This window comes from Terrabacter tumescens (genome assembly GCF_014646815.1).
Lineage (GTDB): Bacteria > Actinomycetota > Actinomycetes > Actinomycetales > Dermatophilaceae > Terrabacter > Terrabacter tumescens.
The window spans coordinates 526,625-544,569 of sequence record NZ_BMNZ01000001.1 but is presented as its reverse complement, the minus strand read 5'-3'; the positions used below and the strand labels follow the sequence as shown (position 1 = coordinate 544,569).

Here is a 17,945-nt window from a genome sequence, read left to right as displayed (position 1 = left end):
CCAGATGGGTGAAGGCACGAAACCGACGAGTGAAGGAGCACGACATGAGGATCCTGGTGGCAGGGGCGACCGGTGCGATGGGGCGGCAGCTGGTGCCGCGTCTGGTGCGAGCCGGGCACGAGGTTCACGGGATGAGCCGCAGCGAGTCCAAGCGGGAGCTGCTGCGCGAGCTGGGGGCGGTCCCCGTGGTGGCGGACGCGCTCGACCCGGACCAGGTGGCGCGGGCGGTCGCCACGGCGAGCCCGGACGTGGTCGTGCACCAGCTCACGGCGATCGGGCCGATGGACATGCGCCACTTCGACCGGGCGTTCGCGGGGACGAACCGGCTGCGGACCGAGGGCACGGACCACCTGCTCTCGGCGGCCCGGGCGGTCGGGGTGACACGGTTCGTAGCGCAGAGCTTCTTCGCCGGCTACGACCGGGTGGGTGGCCCGGTGAAGACGGAGGACGACCCGTTCGGCACCGAGCCCCCGGCCGGGATGGAGCAGACGGTCGGTGCCATCCGGCACGTCGAGGACGCGGTGCTCGCGGCGACGTGGACCGAGGGCCTCGTCCTGAGGTACGGCGGCTTCTACGGCCCGCACACCTCGCTCGGCCCCGACGGTGAGCAGACCGAGGCCGTCCGCCGCAGGAGGTTCCCCGTCGTCGGCGACGGAGGCGGTGTGTGGTCGTTCGTCCACATCGCCGACGCGGCCGACGCGACGGTCGCCGCCGTCGAACGCGGGGCTCCCGGCGTCTACAACGTCGTCGACGACGAGCCGGCGACCGTGGCGACGTGGCTGCCGCTGCTGGCCGAGGCGCTCGGCGCGCCCGCGCCGATGCGGGTGCCCCGGCTGGTCGGGAAGCTGCTCGCGGGCGAGACTGGCGCCGTGATGATGACCGAGCTGCGGGGTGCGTCCAACGCCAGGGCCAGGCGTGAGCTGGGGTGGAGCCCGGCGCACGCCACGTGGCGGGACGGCTTCCGCGAGCTCGGTGCTCAGGTCCGGGTCGAGGGCGGCGCGGCGGCGTGAGCGGCGACGAGGTCACGCGGGCAGCCTCGCCCGAACGCGAGCAGCTACTGGTGAGCCTGAGACCGGTGGCCTTCGGCATCGCCTACCGGATGCTCGGGAGCGTCGCCGAGGCGGAGGACGTCGTCCAGGAGGCGCTGCTGCGGGTCCACCGCTCCCTCGAGGCAGGCGAGCAGCTCGCCTCCCCACGGGCGTTCACGGCGACCGTCACCACCCGACTCGCGATGGACGAGCTGAGGTCCGCGCGGGTCCGTCGGGAGCGGTACGTCGGGGACTGGCTGCCCGAGCCCCTCCTCACGGACGGGTCGGCGGCCGCCCAGGACCCGGCGCGTCAGGCCGAGACCGCCGACTCGCTGTCCATGGCGCTGCTCGTGCTGCTCGAGAGCCTGTCGCCGGAGCAGCGCGCCGTGCTGCTGCTCCACGACGTGTTCGGCTACGGCTACGACGAGGTCGCGACGATCGTCGGAAAGGGCGAGGCCAACGTGCGCCAGCTCGCCGTCCGGGCGCGACGTCACGTCGAGGAGCGGCGCCCGCGGTTCACGGCCACGGCCGAGAAGCAGACCGAGCTGGCGAGCCGCTTCTTCGCCGCTGCCCGGACCGGCGACCTCGCCGGCCTCGAGTCCTTGCTGGCGCACGACGTCGAGCTCGTGGGTGACGGGGGCGGCAAGGCGCCGTCGCTGGCACGCTCGCAGCGCGGTCGCAGCCGCGTAGCGCACACGCTCACCAACTGGCTGCGCGCGCTGCGCCGGCTGCCCGACGTGGAGATCCGGCTCGCCGAGGTCAACGGCGACCCGGGCGCGATGTTCCTTGTCGAGGGCCGCCTGCTCGCCGTCTGGGCCCTCGACGTCGTCGACGGACAGGTCGCGGGCGTCCGAGCGGTCGTCAACCCCGACAAGCTCGTCCACCTCGGCCCCGTCGGCGACGCCTACGCCCTCGTCCGCCGGCTGGGCGGCGAACGTCCCGGCGACTGAGTCTCCGGACGGGTCTCCGGCCGAGGTCGACTCGAAGGTCAGCCGCGCCGGTCGGCGACGGCCCACGAGGCCGCCGCGCTGACGGCGGCCACGCTGAGGACCGACGGCCAGGCGCCGATCTTCTTCGCGAGCACGTGCGACCCGGCGAAGCCGCCGAGGTAGACCGCTGCGAGCCCGGCAGCGGCGCCTCCCCCGGCCTTGGCGACCCAGCTGCGGCCGGCATACAGTCCGGCGGCGCCGAGCACGACGCCGCCGAGCGGACGGACCCCGCTCTCGCGGGCGACGACGTAGCCGCCGACGAGTCCGAGGGCGGCGATGGGCGCGGTCGTCACGTCGGTGGCGTCTCGGAGCTGCATGGGCCCGATCCTAGGCAACGGCTCTGTGCAGCGGCTGGGTGGGAGCCGAGGCACGCCACCGTCTCCACGGGGTCGGGATCAGAGCCGGCCCTCGAGGTCGACGACGAGCTGGTCGGCGGTGAGGCCGAGCTCCTCGAGGATCTGCGCCCGCGACGCGTGGTCGAGGAAGCGCTTCGGGATGCCGTAGGTGTGCACCGGGACCTCGAGCCGGGCCTCGCGCAGGGCGAAGGTCACCGCCGCGCCGACCCCGCCGCTGACGAGGTTGTCCTCCACGACCGCCACGGCGCCCGCCTGCCGCGCGAGCGACACGACGTCGTCGCTGACGGGAAGCACCCAGCGGGGGTCGACGACGCGGACCGTGCGGCCGTGGGCAGCGATCTTCTCGCCCGCCTCGATCGCGAGCCCGGCGAAGGCGCCGACCCCGACGATGAGCAGGTCGACGTCCCCACCGGAGTTCTCGAAGAGCACGTCGACGTCACCGGCGGAGCGCACGGCCGTCAGCGGGTCGGCGACGTCACCCTTGGGGAATCGGATCACGGTCGGTGCGTCGGAGACATCGAGCGCCTCGCGCAGCTGGCGCTTGACCTGGTCGCCGTCGCGGGGCGCTGCGAGCCGCAGCCCCGGCACGATCGAGGTGAGCGTCATGTCCCACATGCCGTTGTGCGAGGCGCCGTCGCTGCCGGTCACGCCGGCGCGGTCGAGGATGAAGGTCACGCCGGCCTTGTGCAGCGCGCAGTCCATGAGCAGCTGGTCGAACGCACGGTTGAGGAAGGTCGCGTAGACGGCGACGACGGGGTGCATCCCGGAGTAGGCGAGGCCCGAGGCCATCGTCACGGCGTGCTGCTCGGCGATGCCGACGTCGAAGACCCGGTCGGGGTAGGCGGCGGCGAAGCCGTCGAGGCCCACGGGGATGAGCATGGCAGCGGTGAGGGCGACGACGTCGGGACGCTCGCGCCCGATCGCCACCATCTCCTCGTTGAACTCGTCGGTCCAGATGCGGCCGCCGACCTCGAAGGGCAGCCCGGTCTCCGGGTTGATCTTGCCGACGCTGTGGAACTGGTCGGCGTCGTCGTCGATGGCGGGCTGGTAGCCGCGGCCCTTCTGGGTGATGACGTGGACGATGACCGGACCGCCGAAGTCCTTGGCCTTGCGGAGGGCCCGCTCGAGCGCCTGCTCGTCGTGGCCGTCGACGGGGCCGAGGTACTTCAGCCCGAGGTCCTCGAACATGCCCTGCGGCGCGACGATGTCCTTGATGCCCTTCTTGACGCCGTGCAGCGTCTCGAACATCGCCCCACCGACCACGGGCGTCCTGGCCAGCGAGCGCTTGCCCCAGTCGAGGAACCGCTCGTAGCCACGGGTCGTGCGCAGCGTGGCGAGGTGGTCGGCGAGCCCGCCGATGGTCGGGGCGTACGAGCGCTCGTTGTCGTTGACGACGATGACGAGCGGCAGGGTCTTGTCGACGGCGATGTTGTTGATGGCCTCCCAGGCCATGCCGCCCGTGAGGGCGCCGTCACCGATGACGGCGACGGTGTGCCGGTCGGTCTCGCCGCTCAGACGCCGGCCCTTGGCGATGCCGTCGGCCCATGACAGCGCGGTCGAGGCGTGGGAGTTCTCGACGACGTCGTGCTCGGACTCGGCACGGCTCGGGTAGCCCGACAGGCCGCCCTTTTTCTTCAGCTTGCTGAAGTCCTGCCGTCCGGTGAGCAGCTTGTGCACGTAGGACTGGTGGCCGGTGTCGAAGACGAGCGTGTCGCGCGGCGAGTCGAAGACCCGGTGCAGCGCGATCGTCAGCTCGACGACGCCGAGGTTGGGCCCGAGGTGGCCTCCGGTCTTGGAGACCTCGCTGACGAGGAACGTGCGGATCTCCTCCGCCAGCGTCGGCAGCTGGTCGGCCGACAGCGCCTTGAGCGCCGCCGGGCTCGTGATCGTCTCCAGCAGGGCCACGCTGCGTCGTCCTCTCGGTGGGTCGGTCCGTTCCCACACGGGTGGGTCGGTCGAGTCTACGGGTCAACGCGCGGGGGCTCCCAACGGTGCGCACCGGACGCTGTCGACCTCGTCACACGACTCTCACAGCCGCGGCGCGAACACCTTGCCCTGCAGCGCCTCGTGGAGCAGCCGTGCCGAGCGGGACGCCGCGAGCAGCCGAATGCCCTCGGCCTCGATCTGGCCGAGGATCTCGGTCAGCGCCTCGGCCGGGACGTGGGGGCCGATGGCGACCCGGGCCTCCCGCCACGCGTCGCGCATCGCGACGACCTGGCCGTCGAGGTGCCGGCCGGCGAGCCACGCGAGCGCGATCGGGTGACGCCGCCACCCGGCATACGCCCGGTAGTCCGGCGGGCACTGGTCGAGCAGCCACAGCACGGCGCGCTCCTCCCAGCCCGGCGTGTGCGCCGGCGGGACGCCCGGCGGCCACCCGGGAGGGGTGTGCCCGTGCTGGACCGGCGGTGTCGGACTCGGCATGCCCCCAGTCTGCCTCGCCTAGTCTCGGACCATGACGACGGTCAGCTGGGTGACGGCCTTCCTCGACCTGCCGCCGGACGCCCACGAGGCGGGCACCCGCTTCTGGTCCGCGGTGACAGCGTATGCCGTGTCGCCGCCTCGCGGGGAGCACGCCGAGTTCACGACGCTCGTCCCGCCGGTCGGCGACCCGTTCCTGAAGATCCAGCGCACGAGCGGTGGCTCGTCGACGACCCCCGGACTGCACCTCGACCTGCACGTGACCTCGGCCGCGGACTCCGCCGCACGCGCCGAGGGGCTGGGAGCCGAGGTCGTGCAGCGGTCCGAGCACGGCTACGTCGTGCTGCGCTCGCCCGGCGGGTTCGTCTTCTGCTTCGTCCACGAGGTGCTCTCGGAGCGCCCGTGGCCGACCCGCTGGCCGCAGGAGCACGAGAGCGTCGTCGACCAGGTGTGCCTCGACATCCCGGCCGACAACTACGAGACGGAGTGCGCCTTCTGGTCCGCCCTGACCGGCTGGCCGGTGCGCGGGTCGGTGAGCCGACCGGAGTTCCGGCACCTCGTGCGACCGGACGGCATCCCGATCCGGTTCCTGCTCCAGCGGCTCGAGGCCTCGGAGGGTGGGCCGGTCACCGGCCACCTCGACCTGGCCTGCGACGACCGGCCGACCGAGGTGGCCCGCCACGAGGCCCTCGGCGCGACCGTCGTCGCCGACCACGGCGGCGGCTGGACCACGCTGCGCGACCCGGCGGGCGCGCTCTACTGCGTCACCGACCGGGACCCGCGCTCCGGCCTCGGCCGTTGACGAGCGGTGCGCACGCTGAAGAGCGTCCACACACCCGACCGCGCGTGACGAAGTGCCCACTCGACATCAGAACAGGTCGAGTGGGCACTTCGCTACAGCGTCCCGAAGCGAGCGGTCACCAGTTGGGCTCGCGGCGCGGAGCCCGGGGCAGCCGGTGCCGCTCGGGGTGGATGACGTAGACGATGCCGCCGCTGTGCGGCACCCAGACGTTCTCGAACTGCTCCCGGTCGTAGACGACGCGGACCTGGGCGTTGTCTCGGACGAGGTGCGAGGCGGGGTCGTTGCAGACGACGTCGCCATCGGGGGTGAAGCCGACGACGACCATGAGGTGCCCGTTGGTGCCGTAGCCGGCACCGTCGAGCTCGTCCTTCTCGAAGGAGACCGACGTGACGAGCGGGATGCCAGCGGCGATGAACTCCTCGGCCTCGGTCAGCGACCGCAGGCGGGTCACGAAGCCGCGCATCCGCGGGCGCGATGCCGCGTAGGCGGCGTTGAACGGCCAGTTGCCGCCGCCGTCGTAGGTGTAGTCGTAGACGTTGCGCGCGGCGAAGTCGACCTGCGGGTCGACCTCGTCGGGCATCGCCTCGGTCACCCAGGCCGTCTCGTCGCGACGGGGTCCCGCACCCCAGTAGGCGAGCACCATCGACGTCGAGGTCGGGGAGCACCAGGCCTCTCCCCCGTTGTCCCACTGGGGGAAGTGACCGATGTGGGTCTCCTGGGAGAAGGTGGGGACGTCGAGCACCCGGCCGCGGGCCCGGCCGTTGGGGCTGCGCGGCACGCGCTCGGTGTCCGGCAGGGCCGAGGCCATGGCCCCGACCGACCGCAGCCTCGGCGTCTGCCGGGTGCCGGTGGGACGCATCAGCCGCACGACGAGCTGCCACTCGTCGAGGACATGGCCCGTGCGCGTCGCGAGGGTGTCGGTGTAGACCGTGGCCACGGTGTCGCCCTGCCCCTTGACCGACGTGCGGTGGATGCCGCCGCCCTGGGCGGGGTCGTAGCGGCACCAGCGGCCGAGGACGTACTCCTTGGTGGCGACGCCGGCGCTGCGTCCGCGCACGGACACCTCGACCCAGGACCGGCCGGGGGTGTCGGCGTTCCACGACGCCACGAGCTCGGTGAGGCCGAAGCCGGGCCGGACCACGGGCGAGACCCACGTCGCGACGTCGTAGGACCGCGAGGTCGCGGTCGTGTCGAAGGGGTCGACGTGGTCGCGCTGCCCCGTGAAGCGCACTGGGCCGAGGTGCCGGCCACTCCACTCGCGGTAGGAGATGTGCCGGTCGCCCGGGTCGGACGCGACGACCGACGAGGCAACGGACGAGGCAGCGGCCGACCCGGCACCGGCGACACCGGCGACACCGGCGACACCGGCCACGCCGACAGCGGCGGCCGAGCCGAGCAGGACGCGGCGGCTCGGCGAGGCGACGGCGGCAGCGGGGACGGCAGGGACGACAGGGGTGGCGGGATGCGTCATGGCACACCTTCCGGGCGGGGGCTGGGGCGCGGTCAGTCAACACCCGAGCCACCGCCCCGCAGGGCCTTCGCGTGAAAGATTCTCGCGATGTGAGCAGCATGCGCAGGAAATTTACGCGCGCTTGACCGTCCTCACCCCCAGTTGGTCTCCGCGGGCGCCGCGGGAAGGGCGACGTTCCGCGGGTGCATGACGTAGGCCAGACCCCCGTTGTCGCCCAGCCAGACCCGCTCGAACTGGTCGCGCCGGTAGACGGTGCGCACCTCGTCGTTGCTCGCGACCCGGTGCGAGTTCGGGTCGTTCGACACGACGTCACCCTCGGCCGTGAAGCCGACGATCGTGAGCAGGTGCCCGTTCGTCTCATAGCCGGCGCCGTCGAGCTCGTCCTCCCGGAAGGTCACCGACACCACGAGCGGCACACCGGCGGCGACGAACGCCTCGGCCTCGGTCAGGTCGCGCAGCCGCGTGACGTAGGCGCGCAGGCCGCGGGTGCCGGCGTAGGCGGTGTTGAAGGCCCAGTTGCCGGCGCCGCCGTAGGAGCGGTCGAAGACGCGCCGCACCCCGTGGACCACCTCGGGGTCGACCTCGTGCCCGACCCAGGCCACCTCGTCGCGCTCGGGAGCGCGGCCCCAGTGCTCGAGCAGCATCGTCGTCGACGTCGGGGAGCACCACGACTGCCCACCGTTGTCCCACTCGGGGAAGGTGTCGATGTGGAGGCGCTGTGAGCGGGGCGGGACCGCAACCTCGTGGTCTCGGCCGACCCCCGGCAGGCTCGTCGGCTCGTCGGCCGCGATCTCGAAGCGCGAGGCCACGACAGCGACGAGCGTGACTGTGGGCCAGGCGATCTCGTCGGCAGCGACGGCGTGGGCGGTCACGCGCAGCTGCCACCGCTCGACGCCGTGGCCGGGGACCGCGACCCACGTGTCCGTCTCGACACGGCCGGTGGCGAAGTGCTGGTCCCGCAGCGTGGTGCGGGTGATCGGCGACTCCCCCGCCGGGTCGTCCTCGGCCCACCGCGCGAAGGTGAACCACGGCGTCCAGCCGTCCTGTCCGTCGACCCGACCCTCGATGAGCAGCCAGGTGCCAGCCGGGGTCCGGGCGTTCCACGACGGGATGAGCTCGGTTGCGGCGAAAGGCGACTCGACGACGGGTGACTCCCACACGCGTGCCGCGTAGGTGACCGGCTCGGCATCGTCGGCGTGGACGTCCACGTGGTCGGCGTCGGGCGCGGTCGACCAGTCGAAACCGGTCTCCCACACGGTCAGGAGGGCGTGTCGCTCAGTCACGCGACGAGCATGCCATCCGACTGCGTATGCCGCCCGGCCGGGTCCGGCCGAACCGGCCCGCCCGGGGAGGGCGGGGACGCGCCCGTCGGTGACGGACGGCATACGCCATCGAGGGGCTACGGCACGTCCTGCCGGGACGCCGGGACGCCGGGAACGACGACGGGCCCCGTGTGCCGCTGGGAGCGGCGGACGGGGCCCGTCGGGCGGTGCAGGTCAGCCGTTGACGAGCGACCGCAGGACGTACTGGAGGATGCCGCCGTTGCGGTAGTAGTCCGCTTCGCCGGGCGTGTCGATGCGCACGACCGCGTCGAACTCCACGGTCTCGCCCGACTCCTTCGTGGCGACGACCTTGACGGTCTTGGGCGTCGTGCCCTCGTTGAGGGCCGTGATGCCGGTGATCGAGAAGGTCTCGGTGCCGTCGAGGCCGAGCGAGTCGGCGTTCTGGCCCGCGGGGTACTGCAGCGGGATGACGCCCATGCCGATGAGGTTGGAGCGGTGGATGCGCTCGTAGCTCTCGGCGATGACGGCCTTGACCCCGAGCAGGCTCGTGCCCTTGGCGGCCCAGTCGCGCGAGCTGCCCGAGCCGTACTCCTTGCCCGACAGGATGACGAGCGGCGTGCCGGCAGCGGCGTAGCTCTGCGCGGCGTCGTAGATCGTCGTCTGCTCGCCGCCCTGGGTGAAGTCGCGCGTGAAGCCGCCCTCGACACCGTCGAGGAGGAGGTTCTTCAGGCGGATGTTGGCGAACGTGCCACGGATCATGACCTCGTGGTTGCCGCGGCGCGAGCCGTAGGAGTTGAAGTCCTTGCGCTCGATGCCGTGCTCGGCGAGGTACTTGCCGGCGGGGCTGTCGTTCTTGATCGCACCGGCCGGGCTGATGTGGTCGGTCGTGACCGAGTCGCCGAGCTTGGCGAGCACGCGGGCGCCCTCGATGTCGGCGACGGGCGTCGTCTCCATCGACATGCCGTCGAAGTACGGGGGCTTGCGCACGTAGGTCGACTCGCCGTCCCAGGCGAACGTGTCGCCCTCGGGGGTCGGGAGCGACTGCCAGCGCTCGTCGCCGGCGAAGACGTCGGCGTAGTCCTCGGTGAACATCTCCTGGCTGATCGAGGCCGCGATGGTGCGCTCGACGTCGGCCGGAGCCGGCCAGATGTCGTCGAGGAAGACGTCCTTGCCGTCGGTGTCCTGGCCGAGCGGCTGCGAGGCGAAGTCGAAGTCCATCGTGCCGGCGAGCGCGTAGGCGATGACGAGCGGCGGGCTCGCGAGGTAGTTCATCTTCACGTCCGGGTTGATGCGCCCCTCGAAGTTGCGGTTGCCCGACAGGACCGACGTGACCGCGAGGTCGTTGTCGTTGATCGCCTTGGAGATCTCGTCGTTGAGCGGTCCCGAGTTGCCGATGCACGTCGTGCAGCCGTAGCCGACGAGGTGGAAGCCGAGCTTCTCGAGGTAGGGCCACATGCCGGCCTTGTCGTAGTAGCCCGTGACGACCTTGGAGCCGGGGGCCATCGACGTCTTGACCCACGGGGCGACCGACAGGCCCTTCTCGACGGCGTTCTTGGCGAGCATCGCGGCCGCCATCATGACCGACGGGTTGGACGTGTTGGTGCAGCTCGTGATCGAGGCGATCGAGACGATGCCGTGGTCGATCTCAAAGGTGCGGCCCTCGGCGTCCGTGACGCTGACCTTCTTCGACGGGCGACCAGTGCCGTCGCCCTCGTCGGCCGGCTTCGAGCCGCCGTTGGTCCCGTCGGTCGTGCCCTGGGGCGACGGGTCGCTGGCCGGGAACGAGGAGGCAGCGCCCGCGTCACCCTCGTCGTGTGCGACGTACGTCGGGAGCACCTTGCGGAAGGACTCCTTGGCGTCGGTCAGGGCGATGCGGTCCTGCGGACGCTTCGGGCCGGCGATCGAGGGCACCACCGTCCCGAGGTCGAGCTCGAGGTACTCGCTGTAGCGGGCCTCGGGCTGGTCGGGGCCCGCCTTGAGCCACATGCCCTGCTCCTTGGCGTACGCCTCGACGAGGGCGACGCTCTCGTCGGAGCGGCCCGTGAGGCGTAGGTAGTCGAGCGTGACCTCGTCGATCGGGAAGATGGCGCACGTCGAGCCGAACTCGGGGCTCATGTTGCCGATGGTGGCGCGGTTGGCGAGCGGTACCTGGGAGACGCCCTCGCCGTAGAACTCGACGAACTTGCCGACGACGCCGTGCTTGCGCAGCATCTCGGTGATGGTGAGCACGACGTCGGTCGCCGTGGCTGCGACGGGGATCGAGCCGCTCAGCTTGAAGCCGACGACGCGCGGGATGAGCATCGAGACGGGCTGGCCGAGCATGGCCGCCTCGGCCTCGATGCCGCCGACGCCCCAGCCGAGCACGCCGAGGCCGTTGACCATCGTCGTGTGCGAGTCGGTGCCGACGCAGGTGTCGGGGTAGGCGACGCCGTCACGCACCATGACCGTGCGGGCCAGGTGCTCAATGTTGACCTGGTGGACGATGCCGGTGCCCGGCGGGACGACCTTGAAGTCGTCGAAGGCGGTCTGTCCCCAGCGCAGGAACTGGTAGCGCTCACGGTTGCGCTGGTACTCGATCTCGACGTTGCGCTCGAAGGCGTCGGCGCGGCCGAAGACGTCGATGATGACCGAGTGGTCGATGACGAGCTCGGCCGGGGCGAGCGGGTTGATCCGGGCCGGGTCGCCGCCGAGGTCGGCGACGGCCTCGCGCATCGTGGCGAGGTCGACGACGCACGGGACGCCGGTGAAGTCCTGCATGATCACGCGCGCGGGCGTGAACTGGATCTCCGTCGCCGGCTCGGCGTTCTCGTCCCACGAACCGATGGCGCGGATGTGGTCGGCGGTGATGTTCGCGCCGTCCTCAGTGCGCAGGAGGTTCTCGAGGAGGACCTTGAGGCTGTACGGCAGGGTCTCCTGCCCCTCGACCCCTGCGAGCCGGTAGATCTCGTAGGACTGACCCCCGACCTCGAGGGTCCCCTTGGCCTTGAAGCTGTCAACACTGCCCACGACGGGCTCCTTCCAGCAACTCTGATGTCACGGTGCTCGATTTATCTTGACGTCAAGATATACCTAACCACACGGGTTCGTCGATGTCAGTCCCTCCCTACCCGCCCATCCTCGCCCTCGCTCGGACGGCTGTCTGCCCCCTGGGGCCGGGCAGCGGCGGTCGGTCGCCGCGCAGACCACAGCAGCCCCTCGACCGGCTCGCCGGCCTCGAGTCGCAGGTGCACCGGTGTCGTGGTGACGTCGCTCAGGCCGGCCAGGGCGGAGACGGCCCGGAGGTGTTCGGTGCCGTGCGCGTAGCGCCCCGTCGGCGTCAGCCGCCACGGTCGGGACGGGTCGTCGAGACGCTCGACGGTCGCCACCAAGGTCCCTCCCGGGCGCAGCGCGCCGGCCACCGCCCGGGTCACCGCCTCGAGGTCGCCGAGGTAGCACAGCGTGTCCGCACAGACGACGAGGTCGTATGCCGCGTGCCGGGCTCGCAGGAACGCGCTCAGCTCCGCGCGGTGCAGGGCGTCGTAGCACCCGCGCAGCCGGGCCTGTCGCAACATGCCCACCGAGAGGTCGCACCCGACGAGGCTGCGGGCCCACGGTCGCACGAGGTCGCCGACGAGGCCGGTCCCGCACCCGAGGTCGGCCACGTCCAGCTCGCCGGTGGCCTCACCGACCCGCGCGCCCACGCGGTCGGCCACGAGGGTGGGCGCCCGGTAGCCGAGGCCGGCCAGGTGGTCGTCGAAGTCCTCGGCGCTCGCGTCGAAGAGCGTCTCGACGTAGTCGTCCGGGGCGCGCTCCGGAGCCGGCAGTCCGCCGAGGGCGGCGAGGCGGTGCCGGGCGCCCGGGTGGGCCGGGTCGAGCTCGGCCCACCGACGGACCAGGTCGAGGGCCTCGGCGGACCGCCCTTGACCAGTCAGGTGCAGCAGGGCGGCACCAACGGCCGCACGACCGAGCGCAGCACCCGGTTCGAGCTCCAGGACGTGCAGGCCGGCGCGGCCGGCACCGACGGGGTCACCTGCATGGCGGCGGGCCGTGGCGAGGTTGGCCCACGTCGGTGCGTCCTCGGGCTCCACGGCGAGGCTCGCCTCATAGGACGCGACGGCGGCGCCCGGGTGACCGGCCTCGAGCCGCATGTTGCCGAGGTCGTTGTGCAGGCTCGCGACCAGCGTCGGGTCGGTCGTGGCCGCGAGCGCCGATGCCATCAGCCGTTCCGCGGCCTCCTCGTCGCGGCGCAGGTGGGCCGCGACTGCGCGCAGGTGCACGACACGCACGTCGTCCGGTGCGGTCGGAGCACTGGCCACGTCGGCGAGGACGGCCTCGGCCCCCGGTCCGTCACCGGCGCGGATCCGCGCGAGGGCGAGCTCGAGCCGCTCGTCCACGGACCCGGGACGGCGCGGAGGAGCCGGTGCGCCCGAAACCGGGGTCAGCCCATCTTGTTCGATCGGATGTCCCACGTGACGCTGGACGTCCGGCCCGTCGCTCCCCCACCGGGTCCGGGCTCGGCGTAGTCGAAGCGGATCCAGGTCGGCTGGAGGGCCACCTCCTCGTCGACGACTTCCTCGTCCCCTGAGACGAGCACCTCGGTCACGACGAGGTCCTTCATCGTCACGGTGAGGGAGTCCTTGCGGGCCCCCGGCCGCACGACGTTGAGCACGGCGTCCTTGAGGTGCTTGCCGGTGGTGGCGAACGAGGTCAGCTGCGGCGAGGCGAGGTCGTAGTGGTGCACGATGCGCAGCTCGTGGGCGCGCGCCCGGCCCGCCCCGGCTCCGCCGCCGGCGGCGTTCGGTGCCGACGCCGTGACGCCCCAGTTCCAGGAGAGCACGTCGACGGCGCCCTTGTGGTCCTTGCTCTGGCTGCCGCCCTCGATGCCGTCGAACTTCATGAACGCATCCATGTCGCCTCCACCCGATGCCGAGCACTCCGTTCGACGCTAGCACCGCGCGGCGGCCGTCGAGCGGGTTCGAGGGGGCGGGCTCCTACGGTCCGGTGACCGCGGGCCTTACACCGCTCCTTCGAGCGCCTCGCGGAAGTGGGGGTCGAGCGGCGCCGAGGCACCGGCCTCGGTGTCGAACCAGACGTAGGTGATGACGCACGTCGCCGTGAGCAGCGACGCCTCGCCCCGGCGCCAGATCTCGTGGCGGAGCGTGAAGGACGACGTGCCGATGCGCTCCACGACCACCCGGATGTCGGCGTGGTCCAGGGGTTTGAGGCTTGCGGTCCAGTCGATCTCGGCGTGCCGCACGAGGGCCAGCCGGTGCTCGTCGGCGAAGCGGTAGGGCCCGTAGCCGACGCTGTCGAGGAAGGCCATCTTCGCGTCCTCGCACCACGTCAGGTAGTGCGAGTTGAACACGACCCCTGCCAGGTCGATCTCGGAGAACTTCACGGCCACGGGGTAGCTGAACGACATGCGCTCATCGTCTCGTGACGGCTGCACGCCCTCGGCATCGGGGCGGGTGACGCCTCCTGGAGCGGGGAGACCGAGGACACCGATCAGGACGCGGCGGTCGCGTCCCGGGGCTCGAGCACGGCGATGCACTCGACGTGGTGGGTCATCGGGAACGCGTCCCAGGCCTCGAGGGACGCGAGGCCGTAGCCGTGCGTCGCGGCGGCCCTGACATCGCGCGCGAGCGCCGAGGGGTCGCACGCGACGTAGACGACGCGGCGTGGCGACATCCGGGCGAGCAGCCCCATGACGTCCTTGCCGGCACCGGTGCGGGGCGGGTCGAGCACCGCGAGGTCCGCGGTGACGCCCTGCCCGACGAGCGAGCGCAGCTCGCGATCGACGCGGTTGGCGCGCCACTCGACGTTGTCGAGGTGCTCGGTGTTGACGGCGCCGTTCTCGACGGCGACGCGGTCACCCTCGACGCCGAGGACGAAGCCGTCCGGCGCCACGAGCTCACCGAGGCGCATCGTGAACAGCCCCGACCCGGCATACAGGTCGAGGACGCGGTCGCCGGGCTCGGCGCCCAGCAGCGCGACGACGCGCGACAGGAAGGTCGACGCCGCTCCGGGGTGCACCTGCCAGAAGCCACGGGCCGCGACGACGTACTCGCCCTCCCAGACGCCGTCGCGCGCGAGCTCGCCGACGACCCCGCCGTCGCCCGCCCCCTCGGGTGCGGGCAGCGGCACGAGCACCGGCTCGTCCGGGTGAACGGCGTCGACGACGTCGACCGACTCAAGGTCGGGCCACTCGGTGTCGAGCACCCCGCAGTCGATGACGCCCTGGGTCGCGATGGGGCAGTCGTCGACGCGCACGACGTCGCGGGACCGGTGGCGCCGCAGGCCGGCCCGGCCGGACCCGTCGACGGCGAACTCGACGCGGGTGCGCCAGCGCAGGCCGTCCTCGTCACCGGGCACGGGCCGCACGTCGACATCGACCTCGAGGCCGGCGACGCGCGCGAACTGCTCGCGCACGACGGCCGCCTTGAGCTCGCGCTGCGTCGTCAGGGACGCGTGCTGGAAGTCGCACCCACCACACAGGCCGGGGGCGGCATACGGGCACGGTGCCGCGACCCGACCGGGAGCCGCCTCGAGCACCTCGACGGCGTCGGCGCGCACGAAGCTGTCGCCCACACGGCCCTCGGTCACGCGGGCGACGACGCGCTCGCCGGGCAGCGTGTGGCGCACGAAGACCACCTGGCCCTCGTGGCGGGCCACGCAGTGACCGCCGTGCGCCACCGGCCCGACCTCGACGGTCCACTCCCGGCCGACGAGGGACTCGCCACCGGCGGCGCGCTCGCGGGTCTGGCGCCCGCTCACAGGGCTCCTCCGCGCACGGACCCGCTGATCGGCGGCTCGTCGATCCAGTCGCGCTCGGCGCCCTCGGAGGACTGCAGCTGCCACGGCACGCTGACGACCATGACGCCCGGTGTGAAGAGCAGACGCGCCTTGAGGCGCAGCGCGCTCTGGTTGTGCAGCACCTGCTCCCACCACTTCCCGAGGACGTACTCGGGCAGGTAGACCGTGACGATGTCGCGCGGGTTGCCGCTACGGATGGAGCGGACGTAGTCCAGGATCGGCTTGGTGATCTGCCGGTAGGGCGAGCTCAGCACCTTGAGCGGCACGGGGATGTCGCGCTTGTCCCACTCGTCGAGCAGCGTCTGGGTCTCGTCCGGGTCGACGTCGACGGTGACCGCCTCGAGGTAGGAGGGGCGGCTCGCCCGGGCATAGGCGAGCGCGCGCATCGTCGGCTTGTGCACCTTGGAGATGCAGACGATGGCGTGGACGTGGCTCGGCAGCATCGGCCGCTCGACGTCCCAGTCGATGGCGAGCTCGTCGCGCACGCGGTTGTAGTGCTTCTTGATGCCGAGCATGAGCACGAAGAGGACGACCATCGCGAGGATGGCGTACTTCGCCCCGGCCTGGAACTTCGTGAGGAGCACGACGACGAGCACCGTCCCGGACATCGCGGCGCCCACCGCGTTGATGACGCGCGAGCGCTGCATGCGCGCGCGTTCCTTGGGGTTGCGCTCGAGCCGGAGGTTGCGCGTCCAGTGCCGCACCATGCCGACCTGGCTCGTCGTGAAGGAGACGAACACCCCGACGATGTAGAGCTGGATCAGCGCCGTGACCTCGGCCTTGAAGACGATGACGAGCACGATGGCCGCGCCGGCGAGGATGAGGATGCCGTTGGAGAAGGCGAGCCGGTCCCCGCGGGTGTGCATCTGGCGGGGCAGGTAGCCGTCGCGGGCGAGGATCGAGCCGAGCACCGGGAAGCCGTTGAAGGCGGTGTTGGCGGCCAGCACGAGGATCAGCCCGGTGACGATCGAGACGAAGACGACGCCGACCGGGAAGTTCGCGAAGACCGACTCGGCGAGCTGGCCGATGGCCGTGTGCTGCACGTAGGAGTCGCCGACCGGCTGGCCGTCGCGCAGCAGCTGGGCTCCCGGGTCGTCGGCGATCTTGACCCCGGTCCACTGGCTGAGGGCGATGATCGAACCGAGCATGAGGACCGACAGCGTCCCCATGAGCAGCAGCGTGGTGGCGGCGTTGTCGCTCTTGGGCTTCTTGAAGGCCGGCACGCCGTTGCTGATCGCCTCGACGCCGGTCAGGGCCGCGCAGCCCGACGAGAAGGCACGCAGCAGCAGGAACGCCGCCGCGAGGCCCGTCAGGCCCTGGCCCTCCTCCGGCTTGAGCGTCAGGCCCGCGCTCTCGGCCGGGGTGAGCGACCCGGTGAAGTGCTGGATGAAGCCGTAGATGCCCATGCCGATGATGGCGAGCATGAACGCGTAGACGGGCACCGCGAAGGCCTTGCCGGACTCACGGACGCCGCGCAGGTTCATGGCGGTGAGGAAGGCGATGAGCCCGACGGCGACGATGACCTCGTGGCCGCGCACGAAGCCGAGCACCGTGGCGGCGTTCTGCACACCCGACGAGATCGACACGGCGACGGTCAGGACGTAGTCGACGAGCAGGGCGCTCGCGACGGTGAGCCCGGCGCGGGGGCCGAGGTTGACCGTCGCCACCTCGTAGTCGCCGCCGCCCGAGGGGTAGGCGTGCACGTTCTGCCGGTACGACGCGACGACGACGACCATGACGAGCACGACCGCGACCGTGACCTGCCAGCTGTGCGTGGCGACGAACGCGCCGCCCGCGAGGCCGAGCATGAGCAGGATCTCGTCGGGCGCGTAGGCCACCGACGACAGGGCGTCGCTCGCGAAGATCGGCAGCGCGAGCCGCTTGGGAAGGAGGGTCTCCCCGAGCTTGTCGCTGCGCATCGCGCGACCGAGCAGGAGGCGCTTGAACAGCGAACCGGTACCGGGCACGACGACACTGTATGACGGATCGTCGTGCCGCACCGACCCACTCGGGACGCCGCGGACAAGCGTCCGAGAAGGTATGCCGTCACGGTCGTTTCACGGGCTGGGCGGCGTGCGCGGCCTGCGGGGTGGGCAGCCCTGTCACGGTGTAGCGTCGCGTCCGTGCACTTCGTGATCATGGGATGCGGCCGCGTCGGGTCGACGCTCGCCCGCACCCTGGGCAGGGGCGGCCACGACGTCGCGATCATCGACGCCGACGCCTCGGCGTTCCGCCGGCTCGGCACCTCCTTCGAGGGCCAGACCGTGACGGGGATCGGCTTCGACCGGGACACCCTCATCGCCGCGGGCATCCGTGAGGCCTACGCGTTCGCGGCGGTCAGCAGCGGCGACAACTCCAACATCCTCGCGGCCCGGGTGGCGCGCGAGACGTTCGGGGTCGAGCATGTCGCGGCCCGCATCTACGACCCGCAGCGCGCCATGGTCTACCAGCGCCTCGGCATCCCCACGGTCGCCACGGTGCGCTGGACCGCCGACCAGATGATCCAGCGGCTGCTCCCCCAGGGCGCCGTGCCCGAGCTGACCGACCCGAGCGGCAAGATCGTCATCGCCGAGGTGCCCCTGGCCGAGGCCTGGGTGGGCCGGCACCTCACCGAGGTCGAGGAGCAGACCGGCGCCCGCGTCGCCTACGTCACCCGCCTCGGCGAGGGCACCCTGCCCCGTCCCGACATGGTCGTGCAGCAGGGTGACCTCGTGCACCTCACCGTCCCGCGCGACGACCTCGCCCGGGTCGAGCGGCTCTGCGACCAGGCCCCGGCCCCCCACTGACCGGCACAGGAGAAGAAACC

At 71.9% G+C, this 17,945-nt stretch carries 15 protein-coding genes; 4 read left to right on the top strand and 11 right to left on the bottom strand.

Annotation, left to right across the window (positions count from 1 at the left end; all coding sequences use genetic code 11):
- Positions 1 to 44: 44 nt before the first annotated feature.
- Positions 45 to 1,010, top strand: a complete 966-nt coding sequence (locus tag IEY30_RS02535) for an NAD-dependent epimerase/dehydratase family protein (RefSeq protein WP_030146231.1) — start codon at positions 45 to 47, stop codon at positions 1,008 to 1,010.
- A complete protein-coding gene (sigJ, locus tag IEY30_RS02530) occupies positions 1,007 to 1,978 on the top strand; it encodes an RNA polymerase sigma factor SigJ (protein WP_268240959.1) in 972 nt (323 codons plus the stop codon). The genes IEY30_RS02535 and sigJ overlap by 4 nt, the downstream gene beginning before the upstream one ends.
- A gap of 38 nt (positions 1,979 to 2,016) precedes the next feature.
- On the opposite strand, the gene IEY30_RS02525 is transcribed toward sigJ, so the two are convergent.
- The 3 genes from IEY30_RS02525 to IEY30_RS02515 all read right to left on the bottom strand — a co-directional run bounded on the left by IEY30_RS02525 (position 2,017) and on the right by IEY30_RS02515 (position 4,794).
- On the bottom strand, positions 2,017 to 2,334 hold the full coding sequence (locus IEY30_RS02525) for a hypothetical protein (RefSeq protein WP_030146233.1): 318 nt from the start codon (positions 2,332 to 2,334) through the stop codon (positions 2,017 to 2,019).
- A gap of 78 nt (positions 2,335 to 2,412) precedes the next feature.
- Positions 2,413 to 4,278: a 1-deoxy-D-xylulose-5-phosphate synthase gene (gene dxs, locus IEY30_RS02520; RefSeq protein WP_030146234.1), complete on the bottom strand. Its 1,866-nt coding sequence runs from the start codon at positions 4,276 to 4,278 to the stop codon at positions 2,413 to 2,415.
- Between the two features lie 123 nt (positions 4,279 to 4,401).
- Positions 4,402 to 4,794 carry a hypothetical protein gene (locus tag IEY30_RS02515; RefSeq protein ID WP_030146235.1) on the bottom strand — a complete coding sequence of 131 codons (393 nt, stop codon included), beginning with the start codon at positions 4,792 to 4,794 and terminating at the stop codon, positions 4,402 to 4,404.
- 31 nt (positions 4,795 to 4,825) lie between these two features.
- Between IEY30_RS02515 and IEY30_RS02510 the strand changes: the two genes are divergently transcribed.
- On the top strand, positions 4,826 to 5,593 hold the full coding sequence (locus IEY30_RS02510; RefSeq protein WP_030146236.1) for a VOC family protein: 768 nt from the start codon (positions 4,826 to 4,828) through the stop codon (positions 5,591 to 5,593).
- Positions 5,594 to 5,708: 115 nt separating this feature from the next.
- On the opposite strand, the gene IEY30_RS02505 is transcribed toward IEY30_RS02510, so the two are convergent.
- The 8 genes from IEY30_RS02505 to IEY30_RS02470 all read right to left on the bottom strand — a co-directional run bounded on the left by IEY30_RS02505 (position 5,709) and on the right by IEY30_RS02470 (position 17,058).
- Positions 5,709 to 7,064, bottom strand: coding sequence for a C39 family peptidase (locus IEY30_RS02505; RefSeq protein WP_052358116.1), 1,356 nt, complete (start codon positions 7,062 to 7,064; stop codon positions 5,709 to 5,711).
- Positions 7,065 to 7,195: 131 nt separating this feature from the next.
- Complete coding sequence (locus tag IEY30_RS02500; protein ID WP_162180970.1) at positions 7,196 to 8,347, bottom strand: C39 family peptidase; 1,152 nt, start codon at positions 8,345 to 8,347, stop codon at positions 7,196 to 7,198.
- Positions 8,348 to 8,560: 213 nt separating this feature from the next.
- A complete protein-coding gene (gene acnA / locus IEY30_RS02495; RefSeq protein ID WP_030146239.1) occupies positions 8,561 to 11,353 on the bottom strand; it encodes an aconitate hydratase AcnA in 2,793 nt (930 codons plus the stop codon).
- Positions 11,354 to 11,439: 86 nt separating this feature from the next.
- Positions 11,440 to 12,720, bottom strand: coding sequence for a methyltransferase domain-containing protein (locus IEY30_RS02490; RefSeq protein WP_052358119.1), 1,281 nt, complete (start codon positions 12,718 to 12,720; stop codon positions 11,440 to 11,442).
- A gap of 44 nt (positions 12,721 to 12,764) precedes the next feature.
- On the bottom strand, positions 12,765 to 13,235 hold the full coding sequence (locus IEY30_RS02485) for an Hcp family type VI secretion system effector (RefSeq protein WP_052358120.1): 471 nt from the start codon (positions 13,233 to 13,235) through the stop codon (positions 12,765 to 12,767).
- A gap of 105 nt (positions 13,236 to 13,340) precedes the next feature.
- Entirely contained in the window at positions 13,341 to 13,748 is a 408-nt protein-coding gene (locus IEY30_RS02480) for an acyl-CoA thioesterase (protein ID WP_052358121.1), read from the bottom strand.
- A gap of 83 nt (positions 13,749 to 13,831) precedes the next feature.
- Positions 13,832 to 15,100, bottom strand: a complete 1,269-nt coding sequence (locus IEY30_RS02475; RefSeq protein WP_030146243.1) for a class I SAM-dependent RNA methyltransferase — start codon at positions 15,098 to 15,100, stop codon at positions 13,832 to 13,834.
- Positions 15,097 to 17,058: an APC family permease gene (locus IEY30_RS02470; RefSeq protein WP_052358263.1), complete on the bottom strand. Its 1,962-nt coding sequence runs from the start codon at positions 17,056 to 17,058 to the stop codon at positions 15,097 to 15,099. Before IEY30_RS02470 ends, IEY30_RS02475 begins: the two co-directional genes overlap by 4 nt.
- A gap of 204 nt (positions 17,059 to 17,262) precedes the next feature.
- On the opposite strand from IEY30_RS02470, the gene IEY30_RS02465 reads away from it, so the two are divergent.
- Complete coding sequence (locus IEY30_RS02465; protein ID WP_030146245.1) at positions 17,263 to 17,925, top strand: potassium channel family protein; 663 nt, start codon at positions 17,263 to 17,265, stop codon at positions 17,923 to 17,925.
- The last annotated feature ends 20 nt before the right edge of the window (positions 17,926 to 17,945 follow it).

What these genes read in the sequence shown, in the direction of transcription:
- IEY30_RS02515 (WP_030146235.1), bottom strand. Translation starts at nt 4,794, where the DNA reads ATGCCGAGTCCGACACCGCCGGTCCAGCACGGGCACACCCCTCCCGGG.
- IEY30_RS02480 (WP_052358121.1), bottom strand. Translation starts at nt 13,748, where the DNA reads ATGTCGTTCAGCTACCCCGTGGCCGTGAAGTTCTCCGAGATCGACCTG.
- IEY30_RS02535 (WP_030146231.1), top strand. Translation starts at nt 45, where the DNA reads ATGAGGATCCTGGTGGCAGGGGCGACCGGTGCGATGGGGCGGCAGCTG.
- IEY30_RS02470 (WP_052358263.1), bottom strand. Translation starts at nt 17,058, where the DNA reads ATGCGCAGCGACAAGCTCGGGGAGACCCTCCTTCCCAAGCGGCTCGCG.
- IEY30_RS02510 (WP_030146236.1), top strand. Translation starts at nt 4,826, where the DNA reads ATGACGACGGTCAGCTGGGTGACGGCCTTCCTCGACCTGCCGCCGGAC.
- IEY30_RS02505 (WP_052358116.1), bottom strand. Translation starts at nt 7,064, where the DNA reads ATGACGCATCCCGCCACCCCTGTCGTCCCTGCCGTCCCCGCTGCCGCC.
- IEY30_RS02485 (WP_052358120.1), bottom strand. Translation starts at nt 13,235, where the DNA reads ATGGATGCGTTCATGAAGTTCGACGGCATCGAGGGCGGCAGCCAGAGC.
- IEY30_RS02525 (WP_030146233.1), bottom strand. Translation starts at nt 2,334, where the DNA reads ATGCAGCTCCGAGACGCCACCGACGTGACGACCGCGCCCATCGCCGCC.